Annotated in this window: 21 protein-coding genes; 18 read left to right on the top strand and 3 right to left on the bottom strand. The window is 32.0% G+C overall.

Features of this window, described 5'->3' with window-relative positions:
- Positions 1-167 precede the first annotated feature (167 nt).
- The 18 genes from PBN93_RS03700 to PBN93_RS03615 all read left to right on the top strand — a co-directional run bounded on the left by PBN93_RS03700 (position 168) and on the right by PBN93_RS03615 (position 20,749).
- Positions 168-1,538, top strand: a complete 1,371-nt coding sequence (locus tag PBN93_RS03700; RefSeq protein WP_077398908.1) for a CmpA/NrtA family ABC transporter substrate-binding protein — start codon at positions 168-170, stop codon at positions 1,536-1,538.
- Between the two features lie 30 nt (positions 1,539-1,568).
- Complete coding sequence (locus PBN93_RS03695; protein ID WP_077398906.1) at positions 1,569-2,669, top strand: ABC transporter permease; 1,101 nt, start codon at positions 1,569-1,571, stop codon at positions 2,667-2,669.
- A gap of 18 nt (positions 2,670-2,687) precedes the next feature.
- The gene (locus tag PBN93_RS03690; protein ID WP_077398905.1) at positions 2,688-3,533 is read left to right on the top strand and encodes an ABC transporter ATP-binding protein; all 846 of its coding nucleotides are present in this window, start codon (positions 2,688-2,690) and stop codon (positions 3,531-3,533) included.
- Between the two features lie 12 nt (positions 3,534-3,545).
- Positions 3,546-4,373, top strand: coding sequence for an ABC transporter ATP-binding protein (locus PBN93_RS03685; RefSeq protein ID WP_271081458.1), 828 nt, complete (start codon positions 3,546-3,548; stop codon positions 4,371-4,373).
- 31 nt (positions 4,374-4,404) lie between these two features.
- A complete protein-coding gene (locus PBN93_RS03680) occupies positions 4,405-5,688 on the top strand; it encodes an alginate export family protein (protein WP_271081457.1) in 1,284 nt (427 codons plus the stop codon).
- Between the two features lie 128 nt (positions 5,689-5,816).
- Positions 5,817-6,488, top strand: a complete 672-nt coding sequence (locus PBN93_RS03675) for a response regulator transcription factor (RefSeq protein WP_077398902.1) — start codon at positions 5,817-5,819, stop codon at positions 6,486-6,488.
- Between the two features lie 183 nt (positions 6,489-6,671).
- Complete coding sequence (locus tag PBN93_RS03670) at positions 6,672-10,202, top strand: nitrate reductase (protein WP_271081456.1); 3,531 nt, start codon at positions 6,672-6,674, stop codon at positions 10,200-10,202.
- 11 nt (positions 10,203-10,213) lie between these two features.
- The gene (locus PBN93_RS03665; protein ID WP_271081455.1) at positions 10,214-11,650 is read left to right on the top strand and encodes a rubredoxin; all 1,437 of its coding nucleotides are present in this window, start codon (positions 10,214-10,216) and stop codon (positions 11,648-11,650) included.
- A 115-nt stretch (positions 11,651-11,765) separates the two neighbouring features.
- Positions 11,766-12,167 (top strand): DUF2452 domain-containing protein, encoded by a 402-nt coding sequence (locus PBN93_RS03660; protein ID WP_271081454.1) that lies wholly within the window; start codon positions 11,766-11,768, stop codon positions 12,165-12,167.
- 13 nt (positions 12,168-12,180) lie between these two features.
- Positions 12,181-13,302, top strand: coding sequence for an FAD-binding domain-containing protein (locus PBN93_RS03655; RefSeq protein WP_271081453.1), 1,122 nt, complete (start codon positions 12,181-12,183; stop codon positions 13,300-13,302).
- Positions 13,299-14,765, top strand: coding sequence for a cryptochrome/deoxyribodipyrimidine photo-lyase family protein (locus tag PBN93_RS03650; protein WP_271081452.1), 1,467 nt, complete (start codon positions 13,299-13,301; stop codon positions 14,763-14,765). Before PBN93_RS03655 ends, PBN93_RS03650 begins: the two co-directional genes overlap by 4 nt.
- 5 nt (positions 14,766-14,770) lie before the next feature.
- Positions 14,771-14,899 (top strand): DUF2256 domain-containing protein, encoded by a 129-nt coding sequence (locus PBN93_RS03645; RefSeq protein WP_013620306.1) that lies wholly within the window; start codon positions 14,771-14,773, stop codon positions 14,897-14,899.
- Positions 14,896-16,380, top strand: a complete 1,485-nt coding sequence (locus PBN93_RS03640; RefSeq protein ID WP_077398891.1) for a cryptochrome/photolyase family protein — start codon at positions 14,896-14,898, stop codon at positions 16,378-16,380. The genes PBN93_RS03645 and PBN93_RS03640 overlap by 4 nt, the downstream gene beginning before the upstream one ends.
- Before the next feature lie 16 nt (positions 16,381-16,396).
- A complete protein-coding gene (locus tag PBN93_RS03635; RefSeq protein WP_077398889.1) occupies positions 16,397-16,972 on the top strand; it encodes a Crp/Fnr family transcriptional regulator in 576 nt (191 codons plus the stop codon).
- 81 nt (positions 16,973-17,053) lie between these two features.
- Entirely contained in the window at positions 17,054-17,584 is a 531-nt protein-coding gene (locus PBN93_RS03630) for a GlcG/HbpS family heme-binding protein (protein WP_077398887.1), read from the top strand.
- A gap of 1 nt (position 17,585) precedes the next feature.
- Positions 17,586-19,112: a Dabb family protein gene (locus PBN93_RS03625; RefSeq protein WP_077398885.1), complete on the top strand. Its 1,527-nt coding sequence runs from the start codon at positions 17,586-17,588 to the stop codon at positions 19,110-19,112.
- 46 nt (positions 19,113-19,158) lie between these two features.
- Positions 19,159-19,872 carry an SDR family oxidoreductase gene (locus PBN93_RS03620; protein ID WP_077398883.1) on the top strand — a complete coding sequence of 238 codons (714 nt, stop codon included), beginning with the start codon at positions 19,159-19,161 and terminating at the stop codon, positions 19,870-19,872.
- 109 nt (positions 19,873-19,981) lie between these two features.
- Positions 19,982-20,749: a M90 family metallopeptidase gene (locus tag PBN93_RS03615; RefSeq protein ID WP_077398881.1), complete on the top strand. Its 768-nt coding sequence runs from the start codon at positions 19,982-19,984 to the stop codon at positions 20,747-20,749.
- A 97-nt stretch (positions 20,750-20,846) separates the two neighbouring features.
- Here PBN93_RS03615 and PBN93_RS03610 read toward each other — a convergent pair whose 3' ends face one another.
- The 3 genes from PBN93_RS03610 to PBN93_RS03600 form a co-directional block, all read right to left on the bottom strand.
- Positions 20,847-21,086, bottom strand: coding sequence for a hypothetical protein (locus PBN93_RS03610; RefSeq protein ID WP_077398879.1), 240 nt, complete (start codon positions 21,084-21,086; stop codon positions 20,847-20,849).
- Positions 21,087-21,114: 28 nt separating this feature from the next.
- Entirely contained in the window at positions 21,115-22,368 is a 1,254-nt protein-coding gene (locus PBN93_RS03605; protein WP_271081451.1) for an outer membrane protein assembly factor BamB family protein, read from the bottom strand.
- 188 nt (positions 22,369-22,556) lie between these two features.
- Positions 22,557-23,621, bottom strand: a complete 1,065-nt coding sequence (locus PBN93_RS03600; RefSeq protein WP_271081450.1) for an ArsO family NAD(P)H-dependent flavin-containing monooxygenase — start codon at positions 23,619-23,621, stop codon at positions 22,557-22,559.
- Between the last annotated feature and the right edge of the window lie 55 nt (positions 23,622-23,676).

Here is a 23,676-nt window from a genome sequence, read left to right as displayed (position 1 = left end):
TAACTGGTTTGTTATTAGGTTTTTATCTCTTTTTTATGCGTTAATACAGGTTTTTTAATGGTGTAAAAGAATGTTTTGTTCTGTATTATTTCATAAAATTTTAGAAAGTATACGTATACTTTTGTTTTAATAAGTATTAATACGTAGAACACTCTAAATAATTAACTATGAAAAATACAGTAAAAAATGTACCTCTTTATTTAATGGCTCTAGTTTTTCTTTGGTCTTGTGGCAGTAAAGAAAAAAAAGAAAAAACTACTACAGAAGATGTAGCAGCATCGGCATTTGAAATTGAAAAACCACAATTAACTTTTGGATTTATAAAATTAACAGATATGGCTCCTTTAGCTATAGCTAAAGAAAAAGGCTTTTTTGAGGAGGAAGGACTTTTTGTTTCTGTTGAGGCACAGTCTAACTGGAAAAATGTTTTAGACCGTGTTATAGATGGCCAGTTAGATGGTTCTCATATGCTAGCAGGACAACCAATAGCAGCAGGAGTAGGCTTTGGTAGGCGTGCAAAATTGGTTACTCCGTTTTCTATGGATTTAAATGGAAACGGAATAACAGTATCTAATGATGTTTGGGCAAAAATGAAACCCAATGTGCCTTTAGATGATAACGGAAAAACAATACACCCAATTAAGGCAGATGCTTTAAAACCAGTAGTAGCTGAGTATAAAAACAGCGGAAAACCATTTAAAATGGGGATGGTTTTTCCTGTATCTACTCACAATTACGAAATAAGGTATTGGTTGGCTGCAGCGGGTATACACCCAGGTATGTATACGGCAGATAATGTGCAGGGGCAAATTGATGCTGAAGTTTTACTATCTGTAACACCACCGCCACAAATGCCGGCTACTTTAGAATCTGGAACAATTTATGGCTATTGTGTGGGCGAACCTTGGAACCAACAAGCAGTTTTTAAAGGTATAGGTGTACCAGTTGTTACAAATTATGACATATGGAAAAATAACCCAGAAAAAGTATTTGTAATGACAAAAAAGTTTGTAGAAGAAAACCCTAATACTGCAGTAGCGGTTACAAAAGCTTTAATAAGAGCTGGTAAGTGGTTAGATAATCCTAACAACAGAAAAGAGGCCGTTAAAATATTATCTATGTCACAATATGTAGGTGCTCCAGAAGAAGTATTAGCAAATTCTATGACGGGTACTTTTGAGTTTGAAAAAGGAGATAAACGTTCTATGCCAGATTTTAATGTGTTTTACAAATACAATGCTACATATCCTTTTTATTCTGACGGAATTTGGTTTTTAACACAAATGAGACGATGGGGGCAAATTTCAGAAGCAAAACCTGCCGCTTGGTACAAGGAAACAATAAAAGAAATTTACCGCCCAGATGTTTGGAGAAAAGCTGCAGACTTATTGGTTGCCGAAGGCAAAATACCAAAGGAAGATATACCAGAAACAGATGGTTATAAGCCAGCAACAACAGATTTTATAGACGGTACTCTTTATGATGCAAAAGATCCTATTGGTTATATAAACAGTTTTGCCATAGGTAATAAAGATTAACTACCACTACAACCCAAAAAAGAATATACGATGAAACAAGAAATTACATTAAAGAAACAGCACTCTGGTTTTGCTTTTTTTAAGCAAATAGCTTCAATTGTTAAATCTAAGTTTGAAAAAGATGCGGTATCAAAATCATTAAAAAAAACAGCTATAACTATTGTTTCTATCCTTTTGTTTTTGGGGCTGTGGCATCTTGGTTCTAAGGCATTGTACAATAAAGAAGCTGCCTATAGAATTGAAAAGGCATTGGAAGAACAAGGTCCGGCTGCTGCGGATGCAGAAAGGGCTTGCATTGCTTCAGGAGAAAGTAGGTGTCAGCCAAATACTTTACCATCACCAACTCAGGTATGGGCTTCATTTATGTCTTTAATTGCAGATCATCATTTAATTCAAGCAAAAAAAGATGCCTTTAATTTAAAAATGGAGTCTACTAATGCTAAGTTAATTGCACAAGGTAAAAAGGCAATAGTTTATACCGGTAGAGCCTCCTTTATAGATATTGTTTTAACTAGTATAAAAACTGTTTTTGCAGGATTTTTGCTTGCACTTATTATAGCAGTTCCTATAGGTGTTATTATAGGATTAAGTCCGTCTCTTAGAAGTGCATTTAATTGGTTTATTCAAATATTTAAACCTGTGTCTCCAGTAGTTTGGTATTTGTTAGTTTTTATGATTGTAAAAACATTATATATAGGAGCCAGCTCAGATAATGCATTTGTAATTTCTTTTGTTAGTGTTGGTTTGTGCGCAATGTGGGCAACTTTAGTTAACACCGCAATGGGTGTTTCTTCTGTAGATAAAGACTATATAAATGTAGCTAAAGTTTTAAAGCTAGGAACTTTTCAAAAAGTATTTAAAGTTATTTTACCTTCTTCATTACCGTTAATATTTACTGGACTTAGAATTACACTATCAGTTGCCTGGATGGTTCTAATTGCTATAGAGTTACTGGCTCAAAGTCCAGGTTTAGGTTTGTTTGTTTGGGAAGAATTTCAAAACGGAGCAAACGATTCTAACGCTAAAATTATAGTGGCAATGTTTGTTATTGGCATTATAGGCTTTTTGTTAGATAGGTTAATGCTAACCATTCAACAAATGGTGTCTTTTAATAAAAACGAGGGCATTTAATTTATAAAATCAAGCACTATGGCGTATTTAGAATTAAAAAATGTGTGTAAAACATACGGTCAAGGAAATAATAGTACAGAGGTACTTTCTAACATCAATTTAAAAATAGAAGAAGGGGAGTTTGTTGCTATTGTAGGTTTTACTGGAAGCGGAAAAACTACACTAGTAAATTTAATTAATGGCTTAATAAAACCAACCAGTGGAGAGGTGCTTTTTAAGGGAGAACCTGTAGTTGGCACAAGTCACAAACGTGGAGTTATTTTTCAAAATTACTCACTACTTCCTTGGTTAACAGTGTATCAGAATGTTGCAATGGCTGTTAAGGAGGCTTTTCCAAAGGAAAGTAAAACAGAAATTAAAGAAAGGGTTGTTAGTTTTATAAAGATGGTAGGCCTATCACACGCAATTGATAAAAGGCCAAAAGAATTGTCTGGCGGAATGAGGCAGAGAGTCTCTGTGGCTAGAGCATTGGCTATGAAACCAGAAATGATAATTATGGATGAACCTTTAGGGGCTTTAGATGCGTTAACCAGAGGCAATTTACAAGATGAAATATTAAATATTTGGAGTAAAGACAAAAGAACTGCTTTGCTAATTACAAATGATGTTGATGAAGGTATTTATATGGCAGATAGAATTATTCCTTTAAAACCAGGGCCAAAAGCAACATTGGGACCAGAGTTTATTATAGATATAGAGCGCCCAAGAGACAAGACAAAATTAAATGATAATATAAACTATATAGAGACTAGAAATAAAATTATTGCCTATTTAATGGCTATAGGAGAAAGCAGAAAGTCCGTTTCTAATACAGAGTATGTCTTGCCAGATGCTACGCCAAAAAGTTTTGTTGGTCAATTTTAAAAAAATAGAAAAATGAGTGCAACTATTACAAAAACAGACAATACCAACTTTGAAAACGGAATTTTCTATCCATCAAAAGTTATGTTAGACCTTATTAATTTAAAAAAGGTTTACCCAACACCAAAAGGAGACTACGTGGTATTAGAGAATTTAAATTTACAAATAATGAAAGAGGAGTTTGTTACAATTATAGGGCATTCTGGTTGTGGAAAAACAACAATGCTTTCTATGATAGCTGGCTTAAACTCTATTTCTGGCGGAAACATATCTGTTTTGGGTAACCCTGTAAAAGGACCTGGTCCAGATAGAGGCGTAATTTTTCAATCACCAAGTTTAATGCCTTGGATGACAGCCTTGCAAAATGTTTTATTAGGTGTAAACCAAGTTTTTCCTCGCATTCCTAAAAAACAACGTGTAGATATAGCCAAATATTATTTACACAAAGTAGGTTTAGATGGGGCTTTTAATAAAAAAGCAACAGAGCTATCTCAAGGTATGCAACAAAGAGTTGGTATTGCAAGGGCATTTGCTATTAAGCCCAAAGTATTGTTGTTAGATGAGCCTTTTGGAATGTTAGATTCGTTAACAAGAGGAGAGCTTCAGGATATTTTAATAGAAATATGGAACAAAGAGAAAATTACAGCAGTAATGATTACTCATGATGTAGATGAAGCTATTTTTTTAGCAGACAGAGTAGTGATGATGACTAGTGGCCCAAGGGCAAAAATTGGAGACGTACTAACTGTAGATTTTGAAAGACCTAGAACAAGAAAATCTGTTTTAGAACACAAAGATTATTACGCTTGCAGAAAGCATTTAATAGATTTTTTAGAACACTAAAATTAATATAAAACACTATAAAAAATAGATTATGAAAAAATATCAATACCTAATACTATGCCTTTTTTTATTTATTGCTAATTACACATTCGCACAGTTTACATTAGATGGTGAATTTAGACCAAGAACAGAGTACAGACATGGGTTTGGCAGTCCTATTGCAGAAGATACAGATGCTGGATTTGGTATTGCAACAAGGGCTCGTTTAAATTTTGGATATAATACAGAAAATTACAAGTTTTACATAAGTTTACAAGATGTTTTAACTTGGGGAGAAAATAGACAATTATTACCTGCAGATGCCAATAACTCTTTTGCTGTTTTTGAAGCTTGGGGAGAGTTAAATTTAGGAAAAGGGTTTACTACAAAAATAGGAAGACAAACAATAGATTATGACGATCAAAGAATATTAGGTTCTGTAGGTTGGGCTCAACAAGCACGTAATCATGATGCTGCATTGTTAAAGTATAAAAAAGATAATTTTTTATTAGATGTAGGTCTCACATTTAATCAAGATAAGGCAAATTTATCTGGTTTTTCATCTGTAGGAACGGAATATAGTACCACAGGCTTTTTCTCTTATAAAACAATGCAGTATTTATATGCTAAACAAAGTTGGGACACTTTTTCTGGTAGTTTGTTAGTGTTAAATAATGGTTTTCAGGAGTATGAAGATGATGCTACAACTCCAGATGGTACAAGTAGTTTAGTTACCATTGGTACACATTTAGCATACAAAAAAGGGAAGCTAGGCGTAAGTAGTAATTTGTTTTTACAAACCGGAAAAAGACAAGGCGAAATTGATGTAAAAGGAGCTTATTTGGCAAGTTTAGATTTAAATTATAAAACATCTAACAAGGTTACTCTAGGTGCCGGTTTTGAGTTAATTAGTGGTAATGACGCAGATGCTGGTGAAACAGGAGCTTTTTTTCCTCTTTACGGAACCAACCATAAATTTAATGGTTTTATGGATTATTTTTATGTGGGTAACCACGCTAATTCTGTAGGTTTATTAGATGTACATATTAGCGCTAATTTTAAACTAAATGACACCTCTAGTCTTATGATAAAAGCGTTAAATTTTAGTGGAGAACAAGAGTTAGCAAGTGGCGATAAATCTTTGGGCACAGAGCTAGACCTTGTTTTTTCTAAAAAGTTTAAAGGGTATGGTTTGGCAGTTGGTTATTCTCAAATGTTTGCTAACGATGGTATGTATGAGTTAAAAGGAACTACCAAAGATGCATCTGCAGGAAGTCAAAATTGGGCTTGGGCAATGTTAACTATTAAACCTAAATTTTTAAACACAACAAAATAATCATCAATTAAATAACTGTTCCCTGGTCGCTACAGTATTATGTGGCGACTTTTTTTATAATATAGCCTAAGTATATTACGTATGTCACTACGTATTTTTAAATTATATTTGTAAAAATATTTTGATTGATGAGTAGCACTATAAGTATTGTATTGGCAGATGATCATTCTTTAGTTAGAGACGGAATACGTTCTTTGCTTGAAGAAGAAAAAGATTTGGTTGTGGTTGCAGAGGTGTCTAACGGTAAAGAAGCAATTGAGATTGTAGAAGAAAAAAATCCAGATCTTTTAATTATAGATATTAGAATGCCAATAATGAATGGCATAGATGCCGTAGAAATACTTAATAAACAAGGTACCACTACAAAAGCCATAATACTATCTATGCATGATTCGGAAGAATATATTCTTAAATCTGTAAAAGCAGGAGCAAATGGTTATTTGCTAAAAGATACAGGTAAAGTAGAGTTTATAAAAGCAATACGCACTGTGCAGCAAGGAGGTAAATATTTTAGCGGAGACATTTCTAATGTACTTGTAAATAATTTGCTAAATGGTAATAAAACAGTATCTGAAACAGTAAAAACTTCTAAAAATAATAGTAATCCTTTTGATCTTACAAGTAAAGAATTACAGGTATTGGAGCTTGTGTTAACAGGTTTAACTAACAAGCAAATTTCAGAAAAACTACAAAATAGTAAACGTACGGTAGAAACACATAGGTTTAATTTAATGCGTAAAATGGAAGTAAAAAATTTAATAGATTTATCTAAAAAAGCACAACAGTATAATTTGGTTTAAAATATACTCTTTTTTAAGTGTAGTTTTGGGTAAACTATATAACTTCTTATTTTTTAGAGGTTTATTTATAGAATAAATAATTTCATCCCTATATTATTATTAAATCACTACTACGTATTAATACGTAATTCTGTATCTTTCCATAGTTAAAGAATGATGTTTTTACATCTGTTATTTAGAGCTATGCAAAAAAATACAAAACATAAAACTATTTGCAGTTATTGCGGAGTAGGTTGCGGAGTAGTAGTAGAGAAAGATACCAAAGGTGTATTAACAGTGTCCGGTAATGAAAATTATCCGGTTAACAAAGGTATGTTGTGTTCTAAAGGCAAAAACCTTAATTATGTTGCGCAAGATACCACAGACCGTATTTTGTATCCAGAAATGCGATGGAGTAAAAATCATCCTTTACAAAAAGTTACATGGGATAATGCATTTAAAAGAGCGGCTGCTGTTTTTAAAACTATTATAGATAAACACGGACCAGATAGTGTGGGTTTTTACGTTTCTGGCCAGTGCTTAACAGAAGAATATTATTTAGCTAATAAATTACTAAAAGGGTTTATTGGGAGTAATAATATAGATACCAACTCACGCTTGTGTATGAGTTCTGCGGTGGTTGGTTATAAAAAAACAGTGGGAGAAGATTCTGTGCCAATTGCGTATGCAGATATAGAATTGGCAGATTGCTTTTTAATTGCAGGAGCTAACCCGGCTTGGTGTCACCCAATATTATTTAGGCGTTTAGAAAAGCATAAAGAAGAAAACCCTAATGTAAAAATAATAGTTGTAGACCCTAGAAAAACACAAACTTGTGCTTCTGCAGATTTACATTTACAGATTTTACCGGGTACAGATGTAATTCTCTTTAATGCTATAGCTAGGGTACTTATAGAAAAGAAAAAAACAGATAAAAACTTTATTAAAAAGCACACCGTAAATTTTGAAGCATGTAAAGCAAGTGCTTTTCAATTAACCTTAACTACTGCGGCTAAAAAATGTGGTATAAAGGCAGAAGATATAAAAAAAGCAGCACTATATATTGGTAATGCAAAAGGCTTTATTAGTATGTGGACAATGGGGCTTAACCAAAGTGTAATTGGGGTTTCTAAAAATGTAGCATTACTAAATATATCATTACTAACGGGGCAAATAGGCAAGCCAGGATCTGGCCCATTTTCGTTAACAGGACAGCCCAATGCTATGGGAGGTCGTGAGGTTGGTGGTATGGCAAATTTGTTGGCGGTACATAAAGATTTGAATAATCCTGAACACAGAAAAGAAGTGTCAGATTTTTGGGGAGGTAAACAAATACAAGCTAAGCCGGGTTATACAGCAACAGAAATGTTTAATGCCTTAGATGAAGGTAAATTAAAAGCAATTTGGATTATTTGTACAAACCCTGTGGTAAGTATGCCTAATGTAAATAAAGTAGAGCGCGCATTAAAAAAAGCAAACTTTGTTGTAGTACAAGATATTTCTCATAATTCTGAAACCACAAAATTTGCAGATCTACTTTTACCTGCTGCAGGTTGGTTAGAGAAAGAAGGTACAATGACAAATTCTGAAAGGCGAATTAGTTACCTGCCAAAAGTTATAAATGCACCAGGCGAAGCATTGCCAGACGCAGAAATATTATGGCGTTTTGCGCAAGAAATGGGATACTCTGGGTTTAATTATACTTATGCTAGCGAGGTTTACGATGAGTACTGTTTGCTTACTAAAGGTACAAGTATAGATATATCTGGCCTATCTTATAAACGGCTAAAGGAAGAAGGTAGTTTTCAGTGGCCTGTGCCACACAAAAACCATCCGGGTACGCCACGTTTATTTCATAATTTAGTATTTAATACTCCAGATACAAAAGCACATTTTAATGCTCCCTCAGAAACTTACAATCAATCTGAAGAAACAAATGTAGACTATCCTCTAATTTTAAATACAGGTAGGGTAAGAGACCAATGGCATACCAGAACAAAAACAGGTAAGGTAAAACGCTTACTTACACACATACCTATGCCATATTTAGAAATGAATAAAGTAGATGCCTTTTTAAGAAAACTAAAAGAAGGAGATATTGCTGTAGTAAAAAGTAAAAGAGGCAAGGTGCAGGTTAAAGTAACTATAAATTTTGATATAAGAGAACAAGTAGTTTTTTTACCAATGCATTGGGGTAAAATATTAAATAATGATTTTGGTAGAGCTAATAATTTAACTAATGATATTGTAGACCCTGTATCTAAAGAACCAGATTTTAAATACTGTGCCGTACAAGTAGAAAAATATAGTAAACCCAAACAAAAAATTATAGTTATTGGTGCAGGGGCTGCGGCATATAGATTTATACAAACTTATAGAGAAAAAAATACTGTTGATGAGCTACATGTTTTCTCTAAAGAAAAAGATCCTTTTTACAACAGAGTTTTATTGCCAGAATATGTGAGTAATGAACTCTCATGGCAATCTTTAGAAAAACTAAAAAAGGGCGAGCTAAAAAAGTTGAATATAACTTTGCATGCAGGAATAGGAATTTCTAACATAAATGAAAAAGAACAACAAGTTACAGATTCTAATGGTGTTACGCATAGTTATAATTTGTTAATAATGGCTACCGGAAGTAGAGCATTTGTACCTAGTGATGTGCCTATTAATTTACCGGGTAGGTTTACTATGAGAGAGCGTGGGGATGCAGATAAGTTAAAACATTACTTGCAAGAAACAGGTTTACCTAATAATGCACAACATGTTGTTATTGTTGGTGGCGGACTCTTAGGATTAGAACTAGCAGCAGCCTTAAAAAAAATTAATGTAAACATAAGTATTATACAAAGGGCGCCCAGACTTATGGAGCGTCAATTAGACAATGTTGCGAGTAGGTTATTAGCGCAAGACGTGTTAGAAAGAGATATAAATTTATATTTTGATAATGAAGTAAGTACTGTTTTTAATGAAAAAACAACAAGTCACAGTATTTTGGTAAATCTAAAAACAGGAAAAACCATAAAGTGCAATGCTATAGTTTACGCCATAGGTACTAGACCAAATATAGAGTTAGCAAAGCAAACAAAACTAAAAACTAGGCGTGGTGTTATTGTAAACTCTTATATGCAAACAAGTAACCCATCTATATTTGCATTGGGTGAAATAGCAGAGTTTAACAACTCACTTTTTGGTATTACCTCTGCAGCAGAACAACAGGCAGATATTGCAGCAAATTATATTTTAGGAGATTACAGTAGTATTTATAACGGTTCAGTTTTAATGAATATTTTAAAATTTGAAAATTTAGACTTGTGTAGCATAGGAATGGTAAACTCGCCAGCAGATGATAATAGTTACGAAGAAATAATTTTAATGGATGTTAGTAAGCGTTTTTATAAAAAATGCATAGTTAAAAATGATACATTAAAAGGAGCTATTTTAATGGGTGATAAAAATGAATTTGCAGAATTTAAACGTTTAATTGAAGAGGAAATAGAACTGTCTGAAAAACGAAATGAATTACTAAGAGGATCATCCAATACAGCACCTTTAAAAGGTAAATTAGTTTGTTCATGCAGCCAAGTTGGTGAAGGTAATGTTACAGACGCAATTAAAGATGGTTGTACAAATTTTGCAAACTTATGCTCGCAAACAGGAGCAGGCTTGGGTTGTGGTAGTTGTAAACCAGAAATTAAGGAAATACTTAATAGTCAGCTTTTACTAGCAAATTAATAATTTTTATAATGAATGATGATTTACATAGAATTTTAATAAAAGGTGGTGTAACTTCTCCTGGCGAGTTAAAAGATATTATAACAATGTTAGAGGCTGCAGGTCTTAAAGAAGTTTATTTTGGCTCTAGACAAGATTTACTTTTTCCTTTAGAGAATGCCAAAGAAGAGCAGTTAGAGCGTATATCTGAGTATAATACAGATATTATAGGTAAAAGAGTTTATCAAAACATAGTATCTTCCTATGTATGTGCAGATATTTTTGATATGACTTTTTGGTTAAAAGGATCTACCTTTTTATATATCTTAGAACGATTTAATTACCTACCTAAATTAAAAATAAATATAACAGATCCTAAACAAAGACTAGTACCCATTTTTAGTGGTAATTTAAATTTTATAGCATCTGATAGTGAAGATTATTGGTATTTAAATATTAAGTTACCACATTGGGAAAAAGGAGATTATTACCCAGTATTGGTATACAGTTGGGATATTAATATAATATCTAAAGCTATTGAAGATATTTATGAAGACGTAGAAAACGTTGAAGAATTATTTTTTATGCTTAGCAAAAAACTAGACACCAATAACAAAACCATAGAAAAAAAACTAGAGGTGCCTTACCTTACTTTTCCTTATTATGAGGGTATGAACCGTATGGGACTAGACCAATATTGGCTTGGTTTATATTGGAGAAATAATAAGTACGATTTAAATTTTTTAAAAGAATTTTGCGGCTTTTGTTTAGATAACGGTATAGGTAAAATTTGTATAACTCCTTGGAAATCTTTTATTGTAAAAGGCATAAAAAAGCAGAGTAGACCTAGCTTAGAACGCTTTTTAGGACAAAGAGGTATAAACATAAGGCATTCTCAATTAGAAATGAATTGGCATTTGCCAGTAGATGACATAGAGGCCTTAGATTTAAAAAACTTTTTGGTGCTTAGTTTAAACCAAAATGATATTAGTACCTACGGTTTAACATTTGGATTAAGTAATGAATCTGGTAAAAGATCTCATTTTGCATCTGTAATTATAGAAAAAAATACAGCACCTACAATAGCTAAAGATTTTGTTATTAGGCCTACGTATAATGTATTGCATTTTAAAAATTTTGATCCCAATACACATATTTATAAGGCTTATGCTTTAGATGTAGATAAAATAGAACTACCAGGTTTGCTAATGGAACTTAGTAAAAAATACTTTAAACAACTAGGGCGTACAGATGTGATTACAGCCGAAGATAACAATAAAGCAGAACAACTTGTAAAAGCGGTACACCAATGTATGTCTTGTTTTACTGTTTATGATGAAGAGTACGGAGACACTACTTTTAATATCCCTCCAAATACCGCTTTTACAGACTTGCCAGAAAATTACAAATGCTCGGTTTGTGATGCTCCAAAATCTAATTACAAAAGTGTAGAATTAACAGTTTTATAAGAACGTCAGTTCACTTTTAGGTACATAAATTATGATACAATGCTTATCTTTATAAAGTTAAAGAGGATTTCTTTTTTTAATTCTTTTTTAGTTATTGATAAACAAGTTATTATAAATGGAGGAGAGTAAAAAACCAGATAATGTAGTTTTTAATGTAGAAAATCAGAAGTATGATGCGGCACTTAAGCCATACGCAACATCTGTTGGCGCACCAGTAATTACCACTACAGATAATATAGCCTGGAAAAATAGAAGCATAAATAAAGTAAACCACAAGTTAGAGGCAAGGTACTTAGAACTTAAAGCACAGTATGATGCTATGCTAGAACAATACGAGTATAACAAACTTATTTTTGATGCTAAGTTTACTTTTGAACCTATTGTAGGGCAAACCTACCACTTATATAAAAGAGATAATAACGAAACTTTTTTATCCATTATAAAACCTAACGAATGTAACTTTAATTATATAGGTAGTTTTTACTTAAATGTGGAGCTTATCTGGGAAAAGATTTAAATAATGGCTATCTATGAGTTTATTTAAAGATAACACGCTAAGTGAATTTCCTACTGCTATAAAAGAAATTTACCAACGTGTAAACCACGTTAACCCTGTAAAATATGCATCTACAAGAAATTACATAAACGGAGCGGTAACTTATTTGTCTCCCTACATTTCTAGAGGTGTAATTTCTACCAAATATGTATTAAAAGAGGTTTTGGCTAAAGGATACACACCGGCGCAAATAGAAAAATTTATACAAGAATTGGCGTGGCGAGATTATTGGCAACAGGTTTGGATAACAAAAGGTGAAGAAATTAATGCCGATTTAAAACACAAACAAACACCTGTGTCTAACACACAAATGCCAAAGTCAATTGTAACGGCAAGTACAGGAATAATTGCTGTAGATGATGCAATACGTAAATTAGAAAGTACTGGTTATATGCACAACCATTTGCGTATGTATGTAGCCTCTTTGGCTTGTAATATAGCCCAGAGCCATTGGTTACAACCAGCCCAATGGATGTATTATTATTTGTTAGATGCAGATTGGGCAAGCAATGCGCTAAGTTGGCAATGGGTAGCTGGGGCTAATGCCAATAAAAAATATTATGCAAACCAAGAAAATATTAATAAGTATTGTTTTACAGAACAAAATAATACTTTTTTAGATGTTCCTTATAGTGCTTTTGAGTCTTTAAAAATACCTAAAGAATTAGAAGAAAACATAGATGTAGATTTAACAACTACACTTCTTAAACCTCTGCAAATAAAACTAAATAAAGAATTACCAACTTGCATTTATAATTTTTACAATCTAGATCCTAATTGGAGAAAAGAAGAACTTGTAAATAGAGTTTTGTTATTAGAGCCTTCTCATTTTAAAAAGTATCCGGTATCTAAAAAAAGCATAGATTTTATGCTAAAGTTAGCAGAAGATAATATTAGTAATATACAGGTTTATGTAGGAGAATTTTCAGATTTAGTTGCTAAGCATCAGTTAAAAAAAATAAATTATAAAGAACACCCAACAACAACACATTATCAAGGAGAGCAAGATGCAAGAGATTGGATGTTTACTGTAAATGGTTACTATCCATCTTTTTTTTCATTCTGGAAAAAATGTAGAAAAGAGCTTAATTTTTGAAAAAGCAAACCATAAATATAGTTTGGTTAAAAAGAGATATTCGTTCTCAGGACCATATGCCTTTTCATAAAGCAGAGCAGGCTAATATACCTTACATAATTGTTTATTTATTTGAACCAGAATTTATTAATTATCCAGATACTAGTTTAAGGCATTTACAGTTTGTTTATCACTCTATAAAAGTACTAAATACTACTTTAGAACCATTTAACAAAAATGTTACAGTGTTTTATGCAGACGCTATTACTGCATTTAATTTTTTGAGTGATACTTATGATATTAAAAATGTTTTTAGCTATCAAGAAAGTGGAGTTTTAGCTACTTGGCTAAGAGATAAAAAGGTAAAACAATTTTTTAATAACAACAGTATAAATTGGCAAGAGTACCAAAGAGACGGTATTTTACGAGGCATTAAAAACAGACAAGATTGGAGTACCCAATGGCATAAAACAATGCACCAACCTGTAATTAAAAACACATATAATAGTACAGAGAAGGTAGAGGTTGTAAATCATAAATATTTGCTGCCAACAGAGTTAAAAAATAAGTTAAAAAATTACCCAAAACAGTACCAGCCAGCAGGTGAAATTAATGCCTGGCGTTATTTAAAATCTTTTGCCGCTAAAAGAGGGTTTAAGTACCAAAAACACATTTCTAAACCAACAGAAAGTAGAATGTCTTGTAGTAGGCTTTCTCCTTATTTAGCGTGGGGTAATATTAGTGTAAAGCAAGCTTTTCAGTTTATAGGGACGCACCCTAATGGCACAAAAAATAGTAATGCGTTTTCTGCAATGTTAACAAGGCTAAATTGGCATTGCCATTTTATTCAAAAGTTTGAGGTAGAATGTACTTATGAGACTGACTGTGTAAATAAAGGGTATGAACTTTTAGAGCATCCTACAAATGAAGATCATATTAAGGCTTGGAAAACTGGCACTACAGGCTACCCTCTAGTAGATGCTTGTATGCGAGCAGTTGCAGAAACAGGGTGGATAAACTTTAGAATGCGTGCTATGTTAGTTTCATTTTTAACTTTAAATCTAGATCAAGATTGGCGTGAAGGTACATACCATTTGGCGCGTTTATTTTTAGATTATGAGCCTGGTATACATTATCCTCAGTTTCAAATGCAAGCAGGTACAACAGGTGTTAATACAGTACGCTTGTACAACCCAGTAAAAAACTCACTGGAGCACGACCCAGAAGGATTGTTTATAAAAAAGTGGATTCCAGAATTAGCTAACGTACCTGTAAGTTATATTCACGAGCCCTGGAAAATGAGTTTAATGGAGCAAACATTTTGTGGTGTAATTATAGGTGAAGATTACCCGATGCCTATTGTAGATTTACAAACAAGTGCTAAGGCTGCCAGAGATAAAATTTGGGGACATAAAAAGCACCCTGCTGTAGAGAATGAAAAAGATCGTATATTAAATACACACGTAAAGCCCAGAAAAAAATAATAAAAATGAAAAAGCAGCATCTGCCACAAAAAATATGTATTGTTTGTGAACGTCCATTTACTTGGCGTAAAAAGTGGGAGAAAAATTGGGAAGAGGTTAAGTATTGCAGTCAACGTTGTAAAAGAAATAAATGAAAAGTATAAGTATAGTTTTTCCGCATCAATTATTTAAAAAATCTCCTATGTTAGGTAATGGGGAAACCATTTATTTAATAGAAGAGTATTTATTTTTTAAACAGTACTCTTTTCACAAGCAAAAAATTGCTTTTCATAGAGCAACTATGATGAGGTATAGCGATTTTTTAATTGATGAACATAATAGTGAAGTTAATTACATTGCATCAACAGATAAAAAATCTGATATTAGAATATTTATACAAGCGTTAAAAAAGAATAATGTTGAGCATATAAATTATATAGATCCAACAGATAATTGGTTAAAAAAACGAATTGAAGAAAGTGCAGAAAAAGCAGGAATAAAAACCACAGTACACACTTCGCCTTTATTTATAAATACAGAAGATGATTTAGAATCGTTTTTTACAGCAGACAAAAAAAAATACCACCAAACTACTTTTTACAAAGAGCAGCGTAAAAAATTAGATGTTCTTATTGATGAAAACGGAGAGCCAGAAGGTGGTAAGTGGACATATGATTCGGAGAATCGTAAAAAATATCCGGCTAAAAAAACACCACCAGCAATTCAGTTTCCAGATGTAGATGAGTATTATAAAGAAGCAGAAGAGTATGTAAATAAAAATTTTGCAGACAACTTAGGAAAGTTAACAGAACAGCGTCTATATCCAACAAGTTTTAAAGAAACTGAAGATTGGTTGCAACAATTTTTTGACCAACGATTTATGGAGTTTGGTGTGTATGAAGATGCCATTGTTGCAGAAAACTCTATATTAAACCACAGTGTATTAACACCAATGTTAAATGTGGGGTTAATTACACCAAAAGACATTATAGACAAAGCACTAGACTATGCTAAAACTAATAATGTACCCATAAACTCTACAGAAGGTTTTGTACGCCAAATTATAGGTTGGCGAGAGTTTATTAGAGGTATGTATATTGCTAAAGGAACAGAGGAGCGCACTACTAACTATTGGAGGTTTAAACGTAAAATACCGGCATCTTTTTATAACGGAACAACAGGTATACCACCAATAGACCAAACTATAAAAAAATTATTGCAAACCGGTTATTGCCACCATATAGAACGTTTAATGGTGCTAAGTAATTTTATGTTGTTATGCGAGTTTCATCCGGATGAGGTATACCAATGGTTTATGGAATTGTTTATAGATTCTTATGACTGGGTAATGGTACCCAATGTGTATGGTATGAGTCAGTTTGCAGATGGCGGTTTAATGGCAACTAAACCCTACATAAGTGGTAGTAATTATTTAATGAAAATGAGTAATTACAAAAAAGGAGAGTGGCAAGACGTTTGGGACGGACTCTTTTGGAGGTTTATGCATACACAAAGAGATTTTTTCTTGTCTAACCCAAGGTTAGGAATGTTAGTGCGTATGTACGATAAAATGGATAAAGAAAAGCAACAAACTCACTTAACTAATGCAGAAGAGTATTTAGCTACATTAGATTAACTTATTTTTTAAAATGATGCCTTACCAATTATTAAAAGATAATTTAAAACGAAACTTAGACCTTTCTAGTAAAGAGCTAGAACAAATATGCTCTTACTTTACAACTAAAGAAATAAAGAAAAAAGAGTTTTTATTAACTCAGGGTAGCATTTGTAAGTTTGAAGGTTTTGTAGTACAAGGTTGCTTTAGAGTGTTTTCATTAGATAAAAATGGCAATGATAATACGTTGTATTTTGCAGCAAAAGACTGGTGGTTAATGGATATAGATAGTTTTATGAATCAATCCCCATCAGAATTAAATATACAAGCTTTAGAAGATAGTAAGGTGTTGTTAATTAGTAGAGAAGACAAGCAGGCATTGTGCAGCTCACTCCCAATTGTAGAAAAGCTTTTTAAAATAATGTTTCAAAAAGCAATTGTATCATGGCAAAGAAGGTTAATACGCAACCATTCCCTAACAGCTAAAGAAAGATATTTGTATTTTATAAATACATATCCAAATATTTCTTTAAAACTAACAGATAAACAAATAGCAGGTTACCTTGGTATTAGACACGAGTTTTTAAGTAAGATTAAAAAAAATAAAAAATAGTATTTTATAGTTGAACTTGTTCAACTTTTTTTTCAATTTCATTTTGGAGATTTGCATGTAATGTAAATGTAATAACCAGTAATGATGAATTTTTATAACCATAAAATTGCCTCTAAACCAAAAGGAAAAACTTTAAAACACAGTAGACTTTTATTAGTACTCCTAATTTTTAGTTCAACTGTTTTAGTAGCGCAAAACATAACAGATAAAGATGCTTTAAGTGCTGTTTTAGCTTCAAAAAATAAAGCAGAAAGTATGGGAGTTTTGGTAAATATTGCTGTGGTAGATGCAGGAGCAAATTTAAAAGCTTTTATACGTATGGACGATTCCTTTTTGGGTAGTATAGATGTAGCTATAAAAAAGGCAAAAACTTCTCGTTATTTTAATATTGCTACAGGAGATTTAGGTAAGCTTACCCAGCCAGGTGGTATTATTTACAATATAGAACTCTCTAATAATGGGTTAGTAAGTTTTCCAGGAGGAGTCCCTATAAAAAACAATGAAGGAAAAATAATAGGAGCCATAGGAGTAAGTGGTGGTACAATAGAAGAAGACCACAAAATAGCGACTTACGGAGCAAAATCTATATTAACAGAGAAAAAAAGAAAATAAAATGAATTGGATTAAAAGTATATTTTGTCTTATAGTTAGTTGCTGCTTTTTTTTAAGTAACGCACAACTAGTAAATAATAACCAAGCCATTTTAGAACAAACAGATTATAAAACAACTAAGTACAACACAGTAACAGCCACTACTTATAAGAAAAACGGGGTTAATTACGTGTTCTCTGGAGGAGATGGTGCATTTATAAATGTATTTAAACTAAACGCTACCGGAGAATTAACACCAGTTGGTGCTTATGAGTTGCAGAACAAAAAAGGACCAGCAAGAGGTTTGGTAGCCTATAACATTAAAGGAACAGATTATTTATTTGTAGGTAACAAAGGAGGCAATAGTGTAGAGGTTTATAGTATAGAGGATACTGGAAGTTTACAAAGAGTATTTGTATTAAACGATACACCAGAAACATATTTAGGTACAGTTATTACCCTTAAAGTTATTCCTATAAAAAACAATTTTTACCTTTTTGTTGGTGGGCTAGAGAGCACACCTGGTTTAAGTTGTTTTAAAATACATAACAACGGAAAACTTAGTCATATACAATCGCTTGTAGATGATGATCTTATACATACAGACGGTATAATTGGTATGTATTCGCATAAAATAAATGGCAAAACGTATCTTATTACAGGTGGTTTTCAAGACAATGGCATTAGTAGTTTTGAGGTTTTTAATAATGGCACATTTAAAAATATAAATAACATTGCAGACAATACCACCAACCGTTACTTAACAGGTGCATACCCTGTAAACGGAGTTACTTTAGGAGGTAACCATTATATTGTTGTAGGGCATAGACATCATAAATACTATAAAAGAAGTAATTTTATTAAAAAGAAAGATTTTGTTTTTCATGGCGATGGTGTAAGCGTTTTTAAGGTTAATGAGGCAGGAGAACTTATTCCTCATTCTGTTTTAGTTAACAATGCTGCCACAAAATTAGCAGGACAAACACGTATTGAAATATTAAAAAATGATGATTCTGAAGCATTAGTAGCAATAGGTACACGAGATGATAATAGCATACAATTATGTAAATTAAACGCAAATGGCGTATTAAAACCTTCTGGCGTGTTAAATACTAACTACCCTATTTATTACGGTTTAACATCAATAAAAATTAAAGAGAATTTCTTTTTTCTATCTGGTTCTGTAGATCCAAAAGTAAAAAAGATGTTTGCCTATAAAGTAAATTTTAATCCAAAAAATAACAAAAAGCTTAGGCACGTTGTAAATTTAAAATACAAAGATGCGGCTACACCAAAAGAGGTGAATAGGGCAGTAGAAGATTTTATAGCGTTAAAAAATAAAATTCCTGAGATTATAGATTTTGAATGGGGAATTAACAATAGTAAAGAAGGAAAAAGTAAAGGGTTTACTCATAGTTTTATGCTTACTTTTAAAGATGAAAAAGCACTAGAGGTATATTTAGTTCACAAAGAACATTTAGCACTTATAAAAAATATAGGTTCGCTAATAGATGATGTTTTTGTTATGGATTATTATACCACAGAATAAAACAGAATTTCTTATTAATTTTAGAAATAATTATAAATAATATAAAATGAAAAAAACTGCATACATAACAGGCGGATCTAAGGGAATAGGATTAGGAATAGCAGAGGCATTGCTAAAACAAGGAGTTAATGTAGCTATAACTGCAAGAACACAGAACGATTTAGATGAGGCAGAAAAACACTTAAAAACTATTGGGGATGCAGAGGTTTTAGTAATTAAATCTGATGTAAGAAACCTAGCAGACGAAGAAAATGCTATACAACAAGTTGTAGACAAGTGGGGACAATTAGATTATTGCGTGGCTAACGCAGGCGTAGGAAGATTTTCTCCTGTTGATGAAATGAGTGCAGAGGATTGGAATGCCGTTATAGATATAAATGTAACAGGAGTTTTTAATACCGTAAAGTCTGCAATACCTGCCCTTAAAAAGTCCAAAGGATACATTATTACCATAGCTAGTTTGGCTGGTACTAATTATTTTGAAAAAGGAGCAGCTTATAACGCTAGTAAATTTGCTGTGGTAGGTTTTTCACAAGCTATTATGTTAGACCTAAGACCGTATGATATTAAAGTAACTACTATTATGCCAGGCTCTGTAGCCACGTATTTTAACGGACACACACCTACAGATGCAGATGCTTGGAAAATACAGCCAGAAGATATAGGGCAAATGGTAGTAGATTTAATACAAATGAATCCAAGAACTTTACCAAGTAAAGTTGAAGTAAGACCAGCTGTTCCGCCTTCTGCAAAAAAATAATTTTTATGTAAAAAACTTTTTTAAATTTAAACCCCGTAACTTAAACGGGGTTTTTCTTTTTAGCTATTTTTTAGTTTAGATCCCGTTTTAATTTTTAGATTGCCACTATATGTTTTATACCATAGGATTTACCCTTTTAATAGCTTTTGCTATTTATGCATTTGTAATTACTAGAAATAAAAAAGTAGAAATTTTTCCTCCTAAATGGCACACGTTGTTGGTTTCTAATGTAAGGTTTTATAAAAAGCTTTCTGTAGCAGAGCAACAAAGATTTCAAAAACGAATAATGCTATTTTTAAGCGAAGTGCATATAGAAAGTGTTGGATTTAACCTAGAGGACATAGATAAAGTTTTAATTGCATCTAGTGCAGTAATTCCGGTATTTAATTTTAGTGAGTGGCATTACAAACATTTAAGTACAGTACTTGTATATCCAGAGCATTTTAATGAAGACCTAAGTTTTGCTAAAAAAGATAAGGACAGGAATATTGCAGGTATGGTGGGTAACGGACAGTTTAAAAATCAGATGCTTTTATCTAGAAAAGCACTACACAATGGGTTTAAAAATAAGTCTCGCATTCACAATACAGGAATACATGAATTTATACATTTAATAGATAAGCAAGACGGTGTAATAGACGGTATACCAGAACGTTTGCTTAAGGAGCCTTATGTAATTCCTTGGTTAAAAACCATACATAAAAAGATGGAAGATATTAATGATAACAAATCAGATATTAGAAATTATGGTGGTACAAATGAAGCTGAGTTTTTAGCAGTAGCTTCAGAATATTTTTTTGAAAAACCAGAAATAATGAAAAAAAAGCATCCAGATTTATACCAGATGCTTAAGTCTTGTTTTAATGCAAAGGATTAACGGGTCTTTATAAAATAGATAAAGACAAAATAAGTCACTGTTACTACTAGTATTATCTTTTAAAACTTGCTTACATTTAAAACTCTAATATAAAAGATTATTTATCTGGAGATAAGGCTAGTTTTAACATTACTGTTATAGTAGCAAATAAGCCAAATACAACTCTTACAACATCCTTAATAAAATCAATTATAGCAGATTCATACCCACTACCAAAACCAGACGGATCTCTGTGAGTATAAGTACTAGCTGTTGGTGATGAAGGAAAAAAAGAGATAAGAAATGGTATTAATAAGAGTAAACTTAATACTAAAAATACTTTATAGGCTTTTTTCATTTTTATATATACTTATGTAGTATAACGGCTAGTTTGCTTTTACTATTTCAAAATATAAATTAAAAGCATCATTAACCTCATATTCTAGTTTAATGTCTTTGTAAGCGTACTTTTTTGTTTTAAGGTTGTAGGTTACAAAATAGTTTTTTGTTAAAAACGTTAGTTCGCCATTAGAAATAAAAATATTAGATAAAATCTTCTCCTTAGGCTGACTAATTTTTAACTGCTTACCATCTGCAGCGTTTAGCATAAAAAATGCATTAGTATCAGCCTTTGTAAAACCATAAATATAATTATTGTATTTGCTAAAGTATCTAACATCATCACCATCAATGTTTAAACTAGTTTTCCATAGTAATTCTCCGTTATCACTATTTAAAGCAATAACATCTAAGGTATCATTATCTGTTTCAGATGCAAAATAATACGTTCCACCGTCTAGTATAGTGTTGCTGTCTATATTGGCATATGTATGTTCGGTTTCGTATTCCCAAGCTATAGATGCTAGATCATCAATATTTAAAGCATATACTTTATTATATTCGTTAGCTACGTAAGCTTTTTTATCATCAATCTGCATTAAAGAATACATAGGGGTTTTACCAAAACCTCTTTGCCAAATTGCTTGTCCTGTTTGCGATTTAAAAGAGTACACATAAGGCGCGTTAGATATTACAAGGTTATCTTTGTTTAAAACAGGCGTATAGTTATTATACGGAAACTGTAGCTTGTAGTTCCATACTTTGTCTCCTGTATATTTGTTAAAAGCGTATAGTTGTTTGTTGTTAGATGCTAAAAAAATTAAATTTCCTTGTATTGGTAAATGCTGACCACTAATTACATACCTTTTATCTACGCCAGAGTGCATACCAATTTCTGTTTTCCAATACAGACTGCCATCATTTACATTAGCAGCAATAATTTCTTTTTGTGTGCTTGTAGCATATAAAATAGAGTTTTCAATTTTAAACTGATTCCTCATTTTATTGTAAGAGCTATCTGTAAACTTAATATTCCATTTTTGGTCCAAACTTTCTAAATCATAAGACGTTATTTCTCCATCGTTTTTTAAAACAATAATAAGGTCTTTTTCTACTTTTTCATTACCTAAAATATCCTTGTTATTTGTAGTATTTAAGATCTCTTTAATAGATGTAGCAATTTTGTCATTACTATACTGGTTTGTTTCGGGCTCATCACTACCAAGGCTTATTGTTTGCCCTAATGCAAAAGCACTAATAAGTAATGTACATATTGTTGTTAGTAAATATCTATTTTTCATTTTTATGTAAAATTTAATTCTGTATTGTAGTTATATATGCTAAGTAATGTAATTTTTAAGAGTGATGAAATACTCAGTTTTTTTTCGCCCTGTATCAGTATATATTCGTGTCATAAAAAGTAAAAAGCCACAAGTTTATTTATAAACTTGTGGCTTTTTATATCGTTTGTAATTTTAATAAAGTATCCTTACAAACCGCCAATATAAGCAACAATCTCCTTTACAGTTTGTTTAGCAGTTTTTCCAACGCCATAAATAGTAGCAGAGGCAAAACCCGTCCAATTGCCATAGCCAACCAACCACAAGCCATTTATATCTGTAGCTTTTGTGCCTGTTGTGTTTATTTTGCTGTTTTTGGTAATTTGCAATGCAGACAAATGTTCTAAATTAGCTTTAAAGCCAGTACACCAAATAATTACATCTACAGGTTCTTTCGTGTTGTCTTCCCAAATAACACCATCTTCATAAAAGGATGTAAAAGGCCTGTAATCTTTAAAAACACCTCTTTTTAAGGCTTTTTGTACGGTTTTAATTTGTACAATATCACTTAATGAAACTTTCTTGGTATAGCTTTTAGTGTCGTTATTAACATAGCTTTCTGTAGCCTGTTTAAACAAATAACGACCATCTATCTCCTTTGGTAAAAAATTAGGTTCTTTTAAGGTAACCCATTTTGTTTTAGCAACTTTAGATACCTCTGCTAAAATTTGAGCACCAGAGTTACCGCCGCCAACAACAATAACATTTTTATCTTTTAAACTACTAGCATTTTTATAATTTACAGAATGTATTTGCTCTCCTTTAAAAATGTCTGCTTTTGGATACTTTGGAATAAAAGGATTTTTAGCAGTACCTGTAGCACTTACTAGTGTTTTGCTGTAAAAGTCGCCTTTGTTTGTAGTTATTTTATATAAATTATGTTCTTTAACTACCTGTTGCACAGTTGTATTATAGTTTACAGGAAAATTGTATCTTTTTTTATAAGCAGTAATATACTTAATAAACTCGTTTTTTGTTGGGTATTCTTCATCTGTATTAGGCATTTGCCAACCAGATAAAGAACTGTATGCAGCAGGCGAAAATAGTTTTAAACTGTCCCAAGTTTTTAACCAAGCACCACCAACTGTATCTTGTTCATCTAAAATAAGATACTCTAATTTAGTTCTTCTAAAAAAATAACCAACAGATAAACCTGCTTGTCCACCACCAATTATTATACAGTCGTATATTTTATGCTCAGAGTTGCTTTTCATTAATGTTAGCTTAAGTAATGCAGACTAAAGTTACTCTTATTTTTTAAGCGGAAAA

The organism is Cellulophaga omnivescoria, assembly GCF_027915275.1.
GTDB classification, from domain to species: domain Bacteria; phylum Bacteroidota; class Bacteroidia; order Flavobacteriales; family Flavobacteriaceae; genus Cellulophaga; species Cellulophaga omnivescoria.
The sequence above is the reverse complement of the archived record's forward strand: the minus strand, read 5'-3'. Positions and strand labels throughout refer to the sequence as shown.

Bases quoted from the DNA above. Each gene is read 5' to 3' on its own strand.
- PBN93_RS03635 (WP_077398889.1), top strand. From the start codon at position 16,397: ATGCCTTACCAATTATTAAAAGATAATTTAAAACGAAACTTAGACCTT.
- PBN93_RS03680 (WP_271081457.1), top strand. From the start codon at position 4,405: ATGAAAAAATATCAATACCTAATACTATGCCTTTTTTTATTTATTGCT.
- PBN93_RS03675 (WP_077398902.1), top strand. From the start codon at position 5,817: ATGAGTAGCACTATAAGTATTGTATTGGCAGATGATCATTCTTTAGTT.
- PBN93_RS03665 (WP_271081455.1), top strand. From the start codon at position 10,214: ATGAATGATGATTTACATAGAATTTTAATAAAAGGTGGTGTAACTTCT.
- PBN93_RS03695 (WP_077398906.1), top strand. From the start codon at position 1,569: ATGAAACAAGAAATTACATTAAAGAAACAGCACTCTGGTTTTGCTTTT.
- PBN93_RS03640 (WP_077398891.1), top strand. From the start codon at position 14,896: ATGAAAAGTATAAGTATAGTTTTTCCGCATCAATTATTTAAAAAATCT.
- PBN93_RS03670 (WP_271081456.1), top strand. From the start codon at position 6,672: ATGCAAAAAAATACAAAACATAAAACTATTTGCAGTTATTGCGGAGTA.
- PBN93_RS03615 (WP_077398881.1), top strand. From the start codon at position 19,982: ATGTTTTATACCATAGGATTTACCCTTTTAATAGCTTTTGCTATTTAT.
- PBN93_RS03620 (WP_077398883.1), top strand. From the start codon at position 19,159: ATGAAAAAAACTGCATACATAACAGGCGGATCTAAGGGAATAGGATTA.
- PBN93_RS03645 (WP_013620306.1), top strand. From the start codon at position 14,771: ATGAAAAAGCAGCATCTGCCACAAAAAATATGTATTGTTTGTGAACGT.
- PBN93_RS03625 (WP_077398885.1), top strand. From the start codon at position 17,586: ATGAATTGGATTAAAAGTATATTTTGTCTTATAGTTAGTTGCTGCTTT.
- PBN93_RS03660 (WP_271081454.1), top strand. From the start codon at position 11,766: ATGGAGGAGAGTAAAAAACCAGATAATGTAGTTTTTAATGTAGAAAAT.
- PBN93_RS03685 (WP_271081458.1), top strand. From the start codon at position 3,546: ATGAGTGCAACTATTACAAAAACAGACAATACCAACTTTGAAAACGGA.
- PBN93_RS03690 (WP_077398905.1), top strand. From the start codon at position 2,688: ATGGCGTATTTAGAATTAAAAAATGTGTGTAAAACATACGGTCAAGGA.
- PBN93_RS03600 (WP_271081450.1), bottom strand. From the start codon at position 23,621: ATGAAAAGCAACTCTGAGCATAAAATATACGACTGTATAATAATTGGT.
- PBN93_RS03630 (WP_077398887.1), top strand. From the start codon at position 17,054: ATGATGAATTTTTATAACCATAAAATTGCCTCTAAACCAAAAGGAAAA.
- PBN93_RS03700 (WP_077398908.1), top strand. From the start codon at position 168: ATGAAAAATACAGTAAAAAATGTACCTCTTTATTTAATGGCTCTAGTT.
- PBN93_RS03655 (WP_271081453.1), top strand. From the start codon at position 12,181: ATGAGTTTATTTAAAGATAACACGCTAAGTGAATTTCCTACTGCTATA.
- PBN93_RS03605 (WP_271081451.1), bottom strand. From the start codon at position 22,368: ATGAAAAATAGATATTTACTAACAACAATATGTACATTACTTATTAGT.
- PBN93_RS03610 (WP_077398879.1), bottom strand. From the start codon at position 21,086: ATGAAAAAAGCCTATAAAGTATTTTTAGTATTAAGTTTACTCTTATTA.